This window comes from Clostridium sp. AF19-22AC (genome assembly GCF_003479085.1).
Taxonomy (GTDB): Bacteria; Bacillota; Clostridia; order Lachnospirales; family Lachnospiraceae; genus Faecalicatena_A; species Faecalicatena_A orotica.
The window spans coordinates 52738-68825 of sequence record NZ_QUGN01000021.1 but is presented as its reverse complement, the minus strand read 5'-3'; the positions used below and the strand labels follow the sequence as shown (position 1 = coordinate 68825).

Genomic DNA, 16088 nt, shown 5'->3' with positions numbered 1-16088 from the left:
AAAGTTTCTAAAATGCTGAACTGTGTCTATCATCTACACAACAGTCCAGAGGGAACGTCCGTTATCACGAAGCCATTTCTGAGATTTTTTATAGTCGGGGAGTATAGACTTCACGATTGCATAAAATGCCTGAGAGTGATTCATTTCTCTGCGGTGGGCAAGTTCATGGACCACAATATAGTCCAGAACTTCCTCAGGAGCAAAGATCAGTCTCCAGTTGAAGTTTAAGTTTCCTTCGCTCGAACAGCTGCCCCAGCGGGTTTTCTGTTCACGGATAGAGATACGGCCATATGTTACATTCAGAATGGAAGCATAATAAGCCGTTTTCTGCGTAAAAATATCCCGGGCAATTTTAATATAGCGGTTTCGTTCCTGTACAGAAAGAAGATTTTTCATAACAGGCGGATTTTGCATGGCCTTATTAACATGCTTAAGAATCCAGGATTCTTTCTCATTGAGAAAGCATTCAATTGTAGATTTAGGGCAGCGTTTCGGGGCGCGGACCTTTACACTGCCATCCGGTAGGATCTGGATGGCGAGAGTCTTGCGGCTGCTGTAAATAATTTCGTATTTAAACGGATGTTTCATAAATATCACCTCGTCAATATTTTAACAGGGGACGTAGTAAACTTCAAGAAGGCTACGTCCCCAATAAGGAGGTTTTTGGGTGAGGGTTTTGGTTATTGAGGATGATGTTGCTCTTGCGGAAGGGCTAAAACTGAATCTGGAGCTTGCCGGTTACCTGCCGGATGTTGTGTATGGGGTTAAGGAGGCGGAGAGATTTCTTGACGAATGTCAAGTGCATCTGCTTCTTTTGGATGTGAATCTGCCGGACGGGAACGGGATTGTTTTTGCAAGGGAGCTGCGCGGCAGGATGGATATTCCGATTATTTTTTTGACAGCGAGGGATCTGGACGAGGATATGATTGTCGGGTTTCAGGCAGGCGCGGATGATTATATTACGAAGCCTTTTAATGTACAGGTGCTGATTCAGCGGGTGAATGCGGTGCTGCGGAGGTATCAGGTGGTTCAGGAGGAAGCGGCGCGTTTGTCGGTGGGGAATCTGGTGATTGATTTCGAGAGTTATACGGTAATGAAAAATGGAGATGTATTATCGCTGACGCCCACGGAGTTTAAATTGCTTGTTAAGTTCTGCCAGAATCCGGGGATTGTTTTGACGAGACAGGTACTGCTCGACGAATTGTGGGATAAAGAGGAAAACTATGTGGATGAGCATACGCTGACTATTTTTGTGAGCAGGCTCAGGTCGAAGATATCTGATGAAACGTATTCCTATATTAAGACGGTGTACGGGACAGGGTATCGGTGGATCGGCGAGGAGATCTGATTAGAGAAGGCGGGAATGGAAGATGAGTAACGGTCTGGTTCTGGCAATCGCCGCAGTTTTACTGTGTGCGGTTTGTATTTGGGCGGGTGTCTGGATTTATATGAGAAGGAAATATGTGGATTTTACAAATGCGGTCTGTGGCTCCATCGATCAGATTTTGTCAGGAGAGGGAACAGGGGACTTTGATTTTGATGACGAAAGCCTCCTTTCTAAGATTCAGATGAGACTGGAAAGGCTTGCGGATATTACTGAGGCTGCGGCCCGTGAGAGTGAAGAGCAGAAGAAGCAGGTGCAGAGTATTGTCTCAGATATTTCCCATCAGTTAAAAACGCCGATCGCCAATATTACGATGTATTCTGATACGGCTTTGAGGCCGGAGCTGTCTGAGGAGACAAGGCAGCAATGCCTCAGGACTCTGAAAAATCAGGTGAGAAAACTGGATTCGCTGATCCAGTCTCTTCTTCAGATGTCGCGTCTGGAGAATGAGATTATTGTACTGCATCCCCGGGAAAATGTGCTGAAGAATACATTGTTCGAAGTGGCCGAGAGTATCCGGCTGCGTGCACAGAAGAAGGGAACGGAGGTCACATTGGAGTGTCCTGAAAATCTGCACGTATATTATGATGAGAAGTGGACTGCAGAAGCAATATTTAATATTGTGGATAACTCCGTCAAATACACAGGCGACTGTGGAAAAATCAGGATCTGTGCGGAGCCCTTGGAAATTTATACGAAAATCACGGTAGAGGATAACGGCACGGGGATAGCGCCGGAGCATATAAATGACGTATGCAGGCGGTTTTTCAGGGAAGAAAAATCAAGCTGTATAGAGGGGGTTGGAATTGGCTTGTATCTGACAAGAGAAATCATAACGAGACAAAACGGATATCTTAAGATAAAGTCCGAAGAGGGAAAGGGGACAAGCGTATCTGTATATCTTCCAAATCAGGGAAAATAGGGGGATAAAAGAAAACTAAACATTTCTTTGTTTTTTCGAGAGGTTTTTGAAACAATTCTCTGTTATTCTTATTTCAGGTCGAAAATACAGACAAAGGAGTGTGTAACATGAGTATACTGAAAACGGAAGATCTGAAAAAGTATTACGGGGAAGAACCGAATATTGTGCGTGCGCTGGACGGCGTGTCACTGGAGATAGAAGAAGGTGAGTTTGTCGCGGTTGTAGGAACATCGGGAAGCGGAAAATCCACCCTGCTTAACATGATGGGCGGACTGGATAAGCCGACGGAAGGGAAGGTCATCATTGGGGGGAAGGATTTATCCGGGATGGACGATGAACGGCTGACGATTTTCCGGCGCAGGAGGATCGGGTTTGTCTTCCAGAATTACAACCTGATTCCCATTCTGAATGTCTATGAGAACATCGTACTTCCGGTGGCGCTGGACGGCGAGACACCGGACGGGACATATATAAATAAGATCATTTCCCTGCTGGGCCTTGAGGAAAAGCTTGGGGAAATGCCAAACAATCTGTCAGGAGGACAGCAGCAGAGGGTTGCAATCGCCAGGGCTCTGGCATCAAAGCCGGCGATCATACTTGCTGATGAACCGACCGGAAATCTGGATTCCAGAACCAGTCAGGATGTACTGGGCCTGATCAAGATGACGAGCAGACAGTTCCACCAGACCGTTGTTATGATTACCCACAACGAAGAAATTGCACAGCTTGCAGACCGGACGATCCGCATTGAGGATGGCCGGATCAGGGAAAGCAGGTGGAATGCATGAGCCGTAGTGTGAAAGGAAAAATAGCCGGTAATAATAACGGGAAGACTGTATGGGAGCTGGCAGTCAACAGTGTGAAGAGCAGCAGGCTGCGTAATTTCTTTATTATAGTTACCATCACGCTTTCCGTCAGTCTGCTGATGGTCATGTCTTTATTTTATGCTTCCATGAATACGGAACGTTCACGTCAGGTCGCAGAAATGCAGCATGTGGTTTACTATGGTCTGGACAGAGAACAGATTCAGGAATTTGCACAGGATAAACGTACGGAATTCGTCCTCGGGATGAAACGTGGACAGAGTATGGAAGTGGACGGGAAAATGGTTCAGCCGGTATGCTACGACAGTAAACCGGCAAAGGATGAGGGAGTTCACATAAAGACCGTGACTCCGGTAAAAGGACACGAACCGCAGAAAGCAGACGAGGTAATGCTTTCGGATGCACACTGCAGGGCACTTGATATAGAAGATAAGCCGGGGGAAAAGGTTTCCTTTACGTTTCTGGACGGGACGACGGAAGAGTTTGTCATATCAGGTATCTATCATGTGGATGGAAATCCAAAGCTTTTCAGCATTATACTTTCACAGACATATGGCGAAAGCGGTTCTCAGCTGAAAGATATGACATATGATGGCATTGTAAGGATTCATGGTGCGGATAAAATGAACCAGTCGGGATTTCTTGACGAAATCCGTGCGATGGGTTCCGATTATAAAGTAGAAAGAAAAAATATAAACGAGAATAACTACTTCCTGAATACCCTGCCAGGCGGTGATATGGAAAGGCAACAGAACATCATGGTTATCTGTGTTGCCATCGGAATCTTGTTTGTCAGTGTACTCGTGATCTACAGTGTCTTCTATCTGGCAGTGGTTGGGAGAATCCAGCAGTTCGGACAGCTGCGGACCATCGGAATGACAAAGAAACAGATCCGCAGGATGGTGCGCTATGAGGGGCTGGTTCTGTGCAGTGTCGGAATTCCGGCAGGTCTGCTGATCGGAAGTACGGTCAGCTACTTTATCAAACCTGCAGGCTGGAGCTGGAAAAATACTCTGCTTATAGGGGCCTGTGTAGTAGTGGCGGATATCATAACGGTACTTCTCTCGATCAGAAAACCGGCGCTGATTGCATCCTCGATTTCACCTGTCGAAGCAAGTAAGTTTTCCGGAGTAGAGGAAAAAAGAAAAAAGAAACAGAGTCAAACTGTAAAACCCCGGACTGCGGGCAAAAAATTGTACCGCAAAATTACTCCTGTCAGCATGGCATCAATGAACCGTAGCAGGAACAAGAAAAAAACAGTACTGACAATGGTTTCTCTTGGAATAGGCGGGGTTCTGTATATGCTGGCGGCTTTTTTTACGATAGCTACAGATCTGGAAGAATATGCCCGGCAAGGGTCCTATAAATACGGAGAGTTCGTCATCAACCTATCCTATAATCTGGCAGAGACAGCGGATCATGGATATACAGACATCCAGATGAATAATCCGATTAATGAAGACCTGATGCAGAAAGTACAGGCGATTGATGGCGTAGAAAAGATAAGAATCGGCCAGGAAGCAAGTACAAAGTGGGAAGCAAAAGGAGATAACGATGAGGACAGCATGGCATCTTTCACCAGAGAAGAAACAGATAAGCTCAGTACTATGCTTGAGGAAGGCAGTATTGACTATGATGCCATGCTGAAAGGCGATTCTGTTCTTATACAGTATAATGAAGTACAACAGGAAGTATTCGGGTGGGGCTATCAGGTCGGTGATAAGGTGAAACTGTCATGGTATGATGGCCAGACAGAGAAAGAAAAAGAATTTACTGTTGCAGGGATTCTCAATACAAATGACTATGTAAATTACAGCAATAATTTCTCCGCTTTTATTTTGCCGGAAGAGATACTTGCAGAAATGACGAACGGAATGAACCTGAACCATGAAATGATCGTGAAGGTTGACCAGACAAAAGAAAGTGAGGTTGAAAAGCAGCTGGACGCTGTTCTTGAGGATTACCCTGCCCTTACAATGGGGACCCTGCGGGAGATAGCAGCAGAAGGGGAAAGTTCATTCGCCATACTCAATTCAGTTATGATCGGACTCAGCATCTTTATTGTGGCATTCAGTATCCTGAATATGCTGAATACGATTATTACCAATATTCTGACAAGAAAAAGAGAGTTTGCCATGCTGCAGTCTGTAGGAATGACAACAAAACAGCTGTTTCACATGATTCAGGCCGAAGGGCTGATGCTGACGGCTGGAAATCTGGTGATCACACTTATACTGGGAACGGCAGCCGGGTATGCAATGGTGCGGATAATGCAGTATTTTGGGGCAGGCTATATGCACTTTCACTTTCCGTGGCTTATGTTTTTTGGATATGCCGTATTCACCGCAATCGTACCGGTCATTGTATCATCCGTAATGCTGCGTGGATTCCGCAAAGAAGCGCTGGTTGACAGATTAAGATAAATTCCTTGCATAAATCAGTAAATGTCCCTATAATAGGAGGATAAATGTGGACTGATTTTAAAGGAATGGTATGAAATGAAAAATAACGACAAAAGGGAAAAACACTTCTTCCGCAACATGTGGAAGGCTCTGGGCATGGAACTTCGGGAGCATAAAAGCTCCTTCATAGTGTATTTTATTTTACGCCTGCTGGTCATCATCATGATGATCCTGCAAATATTCAACAAAAATTATGAAAATGTGTTTTTATGCATTTTGACGCTGCTGCTTTTAGTTGTTCCCAGCCTTGTGCAGGTGACCATGAAAATAGAGCTCCCGACGACGCTTGAGATCATTATCCTCGTGTTTATCTTTGCGGCGGAGATTCTGGGTGAGATTCGGGAATTCTATATTGTGTTTCCTTTCTGGGATACGGTTCTGCATACGCTGAACGGGTTCCTCGCGGCTGCAATAGGTTTTTCCCTTGTTGACCTCCTCAACAGGAGTGAAAAGATGGTTTTCAAGCTTTCGCCTCTGTTTACGGCAATTGTCGCTTTCTGCTTTTCCATGACAATCGGCGTCATCTGGGAGTTCTTTGAGTTCGGAATGGATCAGATTCTGGGATATGACATGCAGAAAGATACGGTGATCCATACGATCCGCTCGGTTATGTTAGACCCGGCGGGGGGAAATAATGTCACCGTTATCGATAATATAAAGAATGTGACAGTCAATGGAAAGGACCTGGGGCTTGGCGGTTATCTGGACATTGGCCTGATAGATACGATGAAAGACCTTATGGTAAATTTTGTCGGGGCGGTCGTCTTTTCCGTAATTGGTTTCTTCTATGTGAAGAACCGCGGGAAAGGATCGGTTGCCAGAAGATTTATCCCGCGCAAGAAAAAGGCGGAGAGGGATTTCCTGAAGATTGTAGAGGCTGAAGAGGTAGAAAAAGAGAATCTTGAGAAAAAGGGTACAGGCACCCCTCAGAATTGAGGATGCCTGTACATTTTTTTGTATGTTTATGCAAAATAGTATAATCAGTTTTTACTTTCAATGCCTGAAAAAATGTTGATAACAACGGGCAGCCAGGCGCCAGATGTGAAAAAGGATGCATGCTCCGAGAATCGTTGTGAGGATATACAGGATGATTGCGGGAATATTACCAATATAGCCGGCCAGTGTGGAAAAACCGATCTGCTGCATTTCATAATCCGGGTTGATATAGAACATATTGATATCTCCGAAGCGGTCAAACAGCAGATTGATTCCTGTGGCGGCGGCACAGCAGCCCAGATAGATAAAAGTACTGTTTCTAAACAGCCGGCGGCCGGGCATATGGTTCTGGTTTTCTGCAATACACGCAGCGCCGGCGGCGATCCCGGTCACGATCAGAAGGACGTGCCACAGATAGGAGTGGACCGTCAGTGCCGGAACCGGATAGTGGAGTCCGCTTGTATCCGCAAAAACGGCTGTCCCGCCAAGCAGGCTGTAATTCATTAAGAATGACAGCAGGGCAGGGCGTATATGTGTATTCTTTACCCAGGGAAGGACTAGCAGAACATACATGGCGATACTGCAGAGCTGGAAAGGGAAATACCACCAGTCATAGACCCCCCTGTTGACGATGAAGGTCAGACAGCATTGCTTCCATATTTCGCTGAATGCCATAATCACGCCGCAAAAAAAGAAAAAGCGGTTTAATTTAATACTGGTTTTGTTTTTCGTTTCAAACGTACTCATTTTTATCTGCCCCCTGATGCCTTCAGTCAGGCGTCGTTTAACCTTTTGTCTCTGGCATTATTATAATTCAAATATGATAAAAGTGCACACCAAATCTGCGGCATAAAGGAATGTTCTTCATATTCATTTTTACCGCTGCCACATAAAACTATTTGCTATTTTAATATATAACAGGAATAAAGAGGAAGATTGGCAGTATAATGTAGAAATAAGGGCCGGGGGATTAAGAAATTGCTAAAGTTTCCATAACCATTGTGAAAACATAGACATAGTGATGGATATAATGACGAAATGTATTGGGACCATCAATATCGCATTTGTGCAAAATGACTTTGAAATTATTTTGGAAATGTAAAAAATAAAAAAATAAAGATTAAATTTATATAAAAATCATAAATTTCGAGATTTAAAAGAAGGAAAATTTGGATAAAAAAGGTCAATGTGGGTCGACAAATAGCATCATTTTTTTATCGTTGACAAACGAAAAATTTGGGCGTAATCTTTATTTAACTTTTAAGAGAACAAAATCTTAAGAGTGAGCGGCGGTGAGGGAATTTCAGGTGAAGAAATTCTTTTTTTATGCAAGAAATAATCATGGGTGAAAGAATTACCGCTGCATTAAATATTTAAAAGAAAGGGAGGGAGCGATACGGAAAGTTTAACAGAGAAGTTGCTGGAGGAACTGAACTGTGAGACCGTGTTTACAATACCTATATTCGGGGGAATCGGCGTATCAGAAGCGGTAGTCGTAACATGGGTGATCATGGCTGTGCTGGTCGGGCTGTCAATTATCTTCGTCCGGAACCTGAAGGTTGAGAATCCGGGCAGGAAGCAGATTGTGCTGGAGTCGGCTGTTGGATGGGCTTCGGACTTCTTCGAGGGCATCATAGGGAAAGAGAATAAGAGATATATACCTTATCTTATTACAATAGTTCTCTATCTGGGTGTTTCCAATATTATCAGTCTGTTTGGGTTCAAGCCGCCTACCAAGGACTTGAACGTGACAGCGGCGCTCGCGATTATGAGCATGTTCCTGATTGAATATTCAGGCATACATAAAAATGGAGTAAAGCATTGGATGAAGCATTTTGCAAAGCCGGTGCCTGTAGTTGCACCGATTATGATTCTGGAGATTGTAATCCGTCCGTTGTCTCTTTGTATGCGGTTATTCGGTAATGTGCTCGGAGCATTTGTCATTATGGAGCTTTTAAAAGCCATTGTGCCGGTTTTGGTGCCTATACCGTTTAGTTTTTATTTTGATATATTTGACGGTCTTTTGCAGGCATATGTGTTTGTATTCCTTACGGCACTGTTTATGAATGAAGAACAAGAGTAGAGGAATTCTGAAAGAAATTTTTGAAAGAAAAGGAGATTTGTATTATGGGAACAATTATAGCTATTGGAGCAGGAATCGCAGTTTTAACAGGTGTAGGAGCAGGTATCGGTATTGGTATTGCAACAGGGAAAGCAGCAGATGCAATTGCAAGACAGCCAGAGGCTGAAAGCAAGATTAGCAAGACACTGATCCTTGGATGTGCGCTCGCCGAAGCAACTGCTATTTACGGTTTTATTATCGGTTTGCTGATTATTTTACTTTTGAAATAATAGATCACAGGTGTATCCGTTCATATTTCTGAACAGATACCATAAAAACAGGAAAGGCAGGTGGGACAGGTGCTGCAATTAAATGTGAACCTTCTCTTTACCATAATAAACCTTGTTGTTCTTTATCTTTTGTTGAAAAAGTTTTTGATCAAACCGGTAACTGATATCATGGAAAAGCGTGAGAAACTGATTGCGGACGGCTTAAACGAGGCAAGCAGTGCCAGGGAAGAAGCCGCAAAGCTTAAAGTTGAGTATGAAGCAGCCCTTACGGGTGCCAGAGACGAGTCTGTGAAGATCGTGGAAAAGGCACAGACGCAGGCAAAGGCCGAGTATGAGCGGATTGTAAGTGAAGCCGGCGTAAAAGCAGGCGGCATGCTGGATTCTGCGAAGGCACAGATTCAGTTAGAACGGGAGCAGACAATGAAGGCCCTGCAGTCAGAGATTGCAGGACTTGCGATGACAGCGGCTGCCAGAATTGTAGGCGAAAAGACAGAGAATCAAGGAAATCAGGACATATATAATCAGTTTCTGGAAGAAGCAGGTGACGCTCATGAAGACACAGACAAACACTAACATCCAGTACTGCCCGCAGGCAGCGGTAAGATATGCAAAAGTGTTGTATGAGCTGAATATTTCTAAAGAAGCCATACAGAAAGCAAGGGATATATTCGCAGAAGTTCCCCAGTTAAATGATGTGTTTGTAAATCCGACTATCAGAGAGGAACAGAAACTGAGAGTGATCGACCAGGTGTTTCCGGAAGAAATCAGGAATTTCCTGAAGGTGACATGCCAAAATCAGAGGATGGACCTGATCGGGGATATTTTCGTATCATATGACAGGTACTGCGATGAACAGAACAGGGTTCTGAATGCAGTGCTGACTTGTGTAGAACCTCCAAGTGAGGTACAGCTAAAAGAAATGAAGGCGTTTCTTTGCAGGAAATATAATGCCGTTGAGGCAAATATTGAAATCAGGACGGATCACGCTCTGCTGGGAGGCTTTGTGTTAACGGCCGGCAGTGATGAGTATGACTGGAGCCTGAAAGGACGCCTGAATAGATTAGAACAAAAATTGACCTGGAGGTGAACAAGGTGAGTTCAATCAATTCAGATGAAATTATTTCTATTCTGAAAAATGAAATAGAAAATTTTGATACAATCAGCAAGGACAGTGAGGTCGGTACAGTTATTACTGTAGGAGACGGTATTGCCACTGTTTATGGAATTGATCACGCCATGTACGGGGAGATTGTGACTTTTGAGAACGGGCTGAAGGCGATGGTCCAGGATATCCAGAAGGATTCCATCGGATGTATCCTCTTCGGACACGATACCGAGATCAAGGAAGGCACAAAAGTGACCCGGACTGGGAAAAAAGCCGGGGTTCCGGTTGGTGATAAATATATAGGAAGAGTTGTTAACTCTCTGGGTGCGGCGATCGACGGGAAGGGCGAGATCGAGGCTGATGATTACAGGCCGATCGAGCAGGAGGCACCGGGAATTATAGACAGGAAGTCAGTCAGTGTGCCGATGGAGACAGGTATTCTGTCAATCGACGCCATGTTCCCGATCGGGCGTGGACAGAGAGAACTGATCATCGGAGACAGGCAGACGGGAAAGACTTCCATTGCTCTGGACACGATTATCAATCAGAAAGGAAAAGATGTTGTCTGTATTTATGTTGCGGTCGGGCAGAAGGCATCTACTGTAGCCAAGGTTGTGAATACGCTGACGACGAATGGCGCTATGGATTACACAATTGTTGTTTCCTCAACTGCAAGTGACTGCGCTCCGCTCCAGTATATCGCACCTTATGCAGGAACTGCGATGGCGGAACATTTTATGCATCAGGGGAAAGATGTCCTGATCGTTTATGATGATTTATCAAAACATGCGGTTGCATACCGTGCATTATCCCTTCTGCTCGGACGTTCTCCGGGACGTGAAGCATATCCGGGAGATGTATTCTACCTTCATTCAAGACTGCTGGAGCGTTCCAGCCGGCTGAGTGATGCGTTGGGCGGCGGTTCTATCACGGCGCTCCCGATTATCGAGACGCAGGCAGGAGATGTATCTGCTTATATACCGACCAACGTAATTTCCATCACAGACGGCCAGATTTTTCTGGAGAGTGATTTGTTCTTCTCGGGAATGAGGCCGGCGGTCAACGTAGGTCTGTCCGTATCCCGTGTCGGCGGTGCTGCCCAGACGAAGGCGATGAAAAAGGCTTCAGGAAGTATCCGTATCGATCTGGCGCAGTACAGAGAAATGGAAGTGTTTACACAGTTCAGCTCTGACCTTGACGCTGCCACAAAAGAGCAGCTGGAATACGGCGGTGGCCTGATGGAGCTTTTAAAACAGCCTCTGTGCCATCCGCTCTCCCTGCATGAAAAGGTTATCACCCTCTGTGTAGCTACACATAAGGTGCTGCTTGGTATTGAAAAGAAGAAGATCAAACAGTTTCAGGCAGATATGTTAAGCTATTTTGATACACAATATCCGGAGATCGGGAAAGAGATAGAAGAAACAAAGGCCCTGACCGACGAGCTGATTGGAAAGATCGTGGAAGCAGCGAAGGAATTTAAGAAGAGCAGGTGTTAATATGGCAAATATCAGAGAAATACAGACCCGTATAAACAGCGTAAAGGATACGATGAAGATTACGAATGCGATGTATATGATTTCTTCTTCCAAAATGAAACAGGCAAAGAAGAAGCTGTCTGATACAGAGCCGTATTTCTATGGCCTGCAGGGTGAGATTTCCAGAATCCTGCGCCATGTCCCTGATATTGAACATCCGTATTTTGACTTGAGGGAGAAGATCCCCGCTGAAAAGAGGAAGATCGGCTCCATTGTCATAACTGCGGATAAAGGACTTGCAGGGGCATACAACCATAATATCATCAAGCTTGAAGAAGAACTGCTTAGCGGGCCCGGGGAACATAAACTATTCGTTGTCGGAGAACTGGGAAGACACTATTTTGCCAAACATAAGGTAGAAATTGATACAAACTTCCAGTATACAGTCCAGAAGCCGACGATGCACCGTGCTAGAAATATCTCATCCGTCATTCTGGACCAGTTTGAAATGGGGCAATTGGATGAAGTATACATGATTTACACCCGCATGGAAAACTCTGTGCAGTCAGATGCTGAAAAAGTAAGACTTCTCCCGTTGGAGAGGGCTTCCTTTAATAAGATGATTATGCCTCTGAACATGTACAGGGAAGAAATAGAACTCTATCCATCCGCCAAAAGCGTCATGGACAGCATCATTCCGAATTATATAACAGGTATGGTCTACGGCTGTCTGGTAGAGGCCTATGCCAGCGAGCACAACGCCCGTATGATGGCAATGAAGGCTGCAACAGACAGTGCCGAGAGTATCATCAAAGATTTATCTACCTTATATAATAGGGCACGGCAGGCTGCCATCACCCAGGAAATTACCGAGGTATGCAGCGGGGCAAATGCCCAGAAACGGAAAAAGTAAAATATTCTGACAATGGAGTGCAAAGGGGTCAGACCCCTTTGCACTCACAAATAAGGAAGTGAGAACGATTATGAATAAAGGACGAATTGTACAGGTCATGGGACCTGTCGTTGACGTAGTATTTGAAGACGGCAATCTTCCTTTTATCAAAGATGCGCTTGAAGTTGAAAATAGTGGTAAGACGTGCATCATGGAGGTCGCACAGCATCTCGGGAATAATGAGGTGCGCTGTCTGATGCTTGCTGCCAGCGAAGGGCTGCATAAAGATATGGAAGTGACTGCTACCGGGGAAGGCATCAAAGTACCGGTTGGAGAGCAGACACTGGGCAGATTGTTTAATGTTTTGGGGGAAACCATTGATGATGGCCAGCCTCTTGAAACGAATCAGAAATGGGTGATCCACAGAGATCCGCCGAGTTTTGAGGACCAGAGCCCGGTTATTGAAATTCTGGAAACAGGTATCAAGGTTATTGACCTTCTGGCGCCTTATGCAAAAGGCGGTAAGATTGGCCTTTTCGGTGGTGCCGGTGTAGGTAAGACCGTACTGATTCAGGAATTGATTCGTAATATTGCTACAGAGCACGGCGGTTATTCTATTTTTACAGGAGTCGGTGAGCGTTCCCGTGAAGGGAATGACTTATGGACGGAGATGAAGGCTTCCGGGGTTCTTGAGAAGACGGCCCTGGTATTCGGACAGATGAACGAGCCGCCCGGAGCACGTATGCGTGTTGCGGAGACAGGGCTTACAATGGCTGAGTATTTCAGGGATAAAGAGCACCAGAACGTGCTTCTGTTTATTGACAATATTTTCCGTTTTACCCAGGCTGGTTCCGAGGTATCCGCACTTCTCGGACGTATGCCTTCAGCCGTAGGCTACCAGCCGACCCTTGCTACAGAAATGGGTGAGCTGCAGGAGCGTATTGCATCGACAAAGAACGGTTCCGTTACATCCGTACAGGCCGTATATGTGCCTGCCGATGACCTGACTGACCCGGCCCCGGCCACAACGTTTGCACATCTGGATGCGACAACAGTATTGTCCAGAAAGATCGTAGAGCAGGGGATCTATCCGGCAGTCGATCCTCTGGAATCCAACTCCCGTATTCTGGAGGCTGATATTGTCGGAGAGGAACACTATGAAGTGGCCAACCAGGTAACGGCAATCCTCCAGAAATACAAGGAACTGCAGGATATCATTGCAATTCTTGGTATGGAAGAACTGTCAGATGAAGATAAAGCGGTCGTTATGCGTGCAAGAAAGATCCAGAGATTCCTGTCACAGCCATTCTACGTTGCTGAGACATTTACCGGAATCCCGGGTAAATACGTGCCGCTCAAAGAGACAATCCGCGGTTTCAAAATGATTATCAGCGGCGAGATGGACCAGTATCCGGAATCTGCATTTTTCAATGTAGGAACAGTCGAAGATGTCATTGAGAAAGCAAAGGCGGAAAGTGCCGCAGAATAGAGGTGTATGCATATGGATACATTTGGGCTGAAAATAATAGCCAGCGACAGGGTGTTCTACGAAGGCCGCTGCAGAAAGCTGACCCTCCCGGCTCCCGACGGGGAGATGGGAATTCTGGCCAATCATGAGAATATGGTAATTGCCGTAACAGTCGGGGATGCCAGAATGGAGATTGAAGAAGGAAACTGGGTGGACGTTGCAGTTGGTGCAGGTTTTGCCGAGGTCGTGAACAATCGTGTTACGGTGCTCGTGGACACTGCCGAGCGCCCGGAAGAGATTGATGTGCGCAGGGCCGAGGAAGCAAAAGAGCGTGCCGAGGAGCAGATGCGGCAGAAGCAGAGCATTCAGGAATACTACCGGACCCAGGCATCACTGGCGCGGGCAATGAACCGGCTGAAAGTGTCACAGGGACAGAAATGGAATTTGTAGCAAAGGGGTCTGACCCTTTTGCGGATCAAAGACAGAATATTCTGAAAACGGAGGGCAAAAGGGTCAGACCCCTTTGCGCCTCCGTTTTTTGCTTCTTGCAATTTAAATAAGATTATACTACAATAATCATATCTGTACTTTAGTCAGTCCAGATGGTATTTATAACTGTTATCTAGTGAAATCAGGGGAGAAGAATCCATGAGTGAGAAGTATAAACAACGTTCTATCATTGAGATTATGAACGACGTATTAAGCACGATACGCGACTACTATGATTCGGAATATGTTTATTATATAGAAAAAGAAGAGGATGATATCCTCGCAATCTATGAGTGGTGTGCAGAGAATGTTCCGTGGCAGAGAGACCGTATCAAGATGCTGGATGCTGATCAGCTGCCGAGGTGGATCAGGCAGGAGATTACAGATACAACTGAGGCGGACTACAGTGTATTCCGTCCTTTAGATGATGATGTGACGGCTGTATTGGCAGCGGTTGGAGTACACAGGGGGGGATGCGACCTTTCGCTTATGCGTGCGGTCATTCCGTATATCTCTCAGGCGATCGTGCTTCAGAAGATGCAGAAGCAGCAGGAATATCTGAGTTACCATGATGACCTGACAGGTCTTTTGAACCGCAACAGTTTTGTCGGGTATCTGGCAGAGGTAAAGCAGGAGGAACTTAAGTCGCTGGGTGCGCTGTCCGTTGATATTAATGGGCTGAAGAATTTCAATAAGGAGTTCGGCCGGGAATACGGGGATGAGGTTGTCATCCGTGTCGGTGAAGTTCTGGAAGAGTACTTCCGCGGGGCGATGGTGTTCAGGCTGACCGGTGATGAATATCTGGCGATTATGGAAGACGTCTCATACGAGGACTTTATGAAGCATGTTCACGGCGCGCATAATAAGCTGGAGAATATCAGTCTCGGACTCGTAACGATGGGGTATGCATGGGAGAAGGTTGACATCGATGTGGACAGCCTTGTTGCACATGCCGAGAATATGATGCGCGAGGAGAAGCAGAAGTACTACAAGCATCTGAAAAAAGGCCATCATGAGCCGATCATTAAGCAGGACCTTCTGGAAGACATTGAACATGGCAGCTTTATCGTGTGCTTTGTCCCCAAAATGGATGTAATGACAGAGGAAGTCGTCGGGGCCGAAGCGGTAGTGCGCTACCACCATAAGGATCTTGGGATCGTAGACCCGGGAAAATATATTACACTTCTGGAAGAGACGAAGCTGTCACACTTCCTTGACTTATATGTGTTCGAACAGGTCTGTAAGACCTTGAGGAAATGGGAACTGGAAGACATGCCAATGCTTCCTGTTTCTGTAAACTTTGCAGGGGCCACACTCCGTGAGGAAAGTGTTGCCGAGAAGATGCTTTCCCTGGTAGAAAAGTACCGGGTTTCCTGCGAATATCTGGAAGTAGAGGTTTCCGAATCCTATACAGATATGAATCAGGAGATGCTGGCCGAGACCAGCAATAAGATAAGAAAAGAAAATGTAAGGGTTGTTCTGGATCATTTTGGAGCAAAAGATTCCAGCTTTTCCATTCTTTCCATTATGGAGTTTGACGGGCTGAAGCTGGACAAGAGTCTGGTTACCAATATTGTGGGGAATAACAGAAGCCAGATCGTTGCGAAAGCAGTGATCGATGTGTGCCGCCAGCTCGGCGTGCACGTGGCGGCGGCCGGTGTGGAGACACAGGATCAGCTGAATGTATTGAAAGAGCTGGGCTGTGATTATGCACAGGGAACTTTATTTAATAAGCCTATTACCATTGATACATTTGAAGTACGGTATATGAAGGGATAA

Annotated in this window: 16 protein-coding genes; 14 read left to right on the top strand and 2 right to left on the bottom strand. The window is 45.6% G+C overall.

Translation table 11 applies throughout. The features are described from left to right. Window positions 1-33: 33 nt before the first annotated feature. The gene (locus DWX43_RS20225; protein ID WP_118621614.1) at window positions 34-588 is read right to left on the bottom strand and encodes a SprT family zinc-dependent metalloprotease; all 555 of its coding nucleotides are present in this window, start codon (window positions 586-588) and stop codon (window positions 34-36) included. A gap of 79 nt (window positions 589-667) precedes the next feature. Here DWX43_RS20225 and DWX43_RS20220 point away from each other — a divergent pair, with 79 nt between their 5' ends. The 5 genes from DWX43_RS20220 to DWX43_RS20200 all read left to right on the top strand — a co-directional run bounded on the left by DWX43_RS20220 (window position 668) and on the right by DWX43_RS20200 (window position 6528). Continuing rightward, the gene (locus tag DWX43_RS20220; protein ID WP_118621613.1) at window positions 668-1348 is read left to right on the top strand and encodes a response regulator transcription factor; all 681 of its coding nucleotides are present in this window, start codon (window positions 668-670) and stop codon (window positions 1346-1348) included. Between the two features lie 22 nt (window positions 1349-1370). Continuing rightward, window positions 1371-2306, top strand: a complete 936-nt coding sequence (locus tag DWX43_RS20215) for a HAMP domain-containing sensor histidine kinase (RefSeq protein WP_118621612.1) — start codon at window positions 1371-1373, stop codon at window positions 2304-2306. A 107-nt stretch (window positions 2307-2413) separates the two neighbouring features. Next, window positions 2414-3094, top strand: a complete 681-nt coding sequence (locus DWX43_RS20210; protein WP_109732531.1) for an ABC transporter ATP-binding protein — start codon at window positions 2414-2416, stop codon at window positions 3092-3094. Further along, on the top strand, window positions 3091-5553 hold the full coding sequence (locus DWX43_RS20205) for an FtsX-like permease family protein (RefSeq protein ID WP_118621611.1): 2463 nt from the start codon (window positions 3091-3093) through the stop codon (window positions 5551-5553). The genes DWX43_RS20210 and DWX43_RS20205 overlap by 4 nt, the downstream gene beginning before the upstream one ends. 75 nt (window positions 5554-5628) lie before the next feature. Continuing rightward, complete coding sequence (locus DWX43_RS20200) at window positions 5629-6528, top strand: hypothetical protein (protein ID WP_118621610.1); 900 nt, start codon at window positions 5629-5631, stop codon at window positions 6526-6528. Between the two features lie 57 nt (window positions 6529-6585). Here the strand turns inward: DWX43_RS20200 and DWX43_RS20195 are convergent, their stop codons facing one another. Further along, window positions 6586-7275 (bottom strand): YwaF family protein, encoded by a 690-nt coding sequence (locus DWX43_RS20195; RefSeq protein ID WP_118621609.1) that lies wholly within the window; start codon window positions 7273-7275, stop codon window positions 6586-6588. Window positions 7276-7948: 673 nt separating this feature from the next. Between DWX43_RS20195 and DWX43_RS20190 the strand changes: the two genes are divergently transcribed. The 9 genes from DWX43_RS20190 to DWX43_RS20150 all read left to right on the top strand — a co-directional run bounded on the left by DWX43_RS20190 (window position 7949) and on the right by DWX43_RS20150 (window position 16088). After that, window positions 7949-8611 (top strand): F0F1 ATP synthase subunit A, encoded by a 663-nt coding sequence (locus DWX43_RS20190; protein WP_109732595.1) that lies wholly within the window; start codon window positions 7949-7951, stop codon window positions 8609-8611. A 44-nt stretch (window positions 8612-8655) separates the two neighbouring features. After that, on the top strand, window positions 8656-8880 hold the full coding sequence (gene atpE / locus DWX43_RS20185) for an ATP synthase F0 subunit C (RefSeq protein WP_109732527.1): 225 nt from the start codon (window positions 8656-8658) through the stop codon (window positions 8878-8880). Window positions 8881-8949: 69 nt separating this feature from the next. Further along, a complete protein-coding gene (gene atpF, locus DWX43_RS20180) occupies window positions 8950-9453 on the top strand; it encodes a F0F1 ATP synthase subunit B (protein WP_109732594.1) in 504 nt (167 codons plus the stop codon). Then, window positions 9431-9967: an ATP synthase F1 subunit delta gene (atpH, locus tag DWX43_RS20175; protein ID WP_118621608.1), complete on the top strand. Its 537-nt coding sequence runs from the start codon at window positions 9431-9433 to the stop codon at window positions 9965-9967. Before atpF ends, atpH begins: the two co-directional genes overlap by 23 nt. Next, window positions 9964-11481 (top strand): F0F1 ATP synthase subunit alpha, encoded by a 1518-nt coding sequence (atpA, locus tag DWX43_RS20170; protein ID WP_109732525.1) that lies wholly within the window; start codon window positions 9964-9966, stop codon window positions 11479-11481. The genes atpH and atpA overlap by 4 nt, the downstream gene beginning before the upstream one ends. Before the next feature lies 1 nt (window position 11482). Further along, window positions 11483-12373: an ATP synthase F1 subunit gamma gene (gene atpG, locus DWX43_RS20165; RefSeq protein ID WP_109732524.1), complete on the top strand. Its 891-nt coding sequence runs from the start codon at window positions 11483-11485 to the stop codon at window positions 12371-12373. Between the two features lie 70 nt (window positions 12374-12443). Further along, window positions 12444-13841, top strand: coding sequence for a F0F1 ATP synthase subunit beta (atpD, locus tag DWX43_RS20160; RefSeq protein ID WP_109732523.1), 1398 nt, complete (start codon window positions 12444-12446; stop codon window positions 13839-13841). Window positions 13842-13847: 6 nt separating this feature from the next. Then, the gene (gene atpC, locus DWX43_RS20155) at window positions 13848-14270 is read left to right on the top strand and encodes an ATP synthase F1 subunit epsilon (RefSeq protein ID WP_347559311.1); all 423 of its coding nucleotides are present in this window, start codon (window positions 13848-13850) and stop codon (window positions 14268-14270) included. 198 nt (window positions 14271-14468) lie between these two features. Next, a complete protein-coding gene (locus DWX43_RS20150) occupies window positions 14469-16088 on the top strand; it encodes an EAL domain-containing protein (RefSeq protein ID WP_109732521.1) in 1620 nt (539 codons plus the stop codon).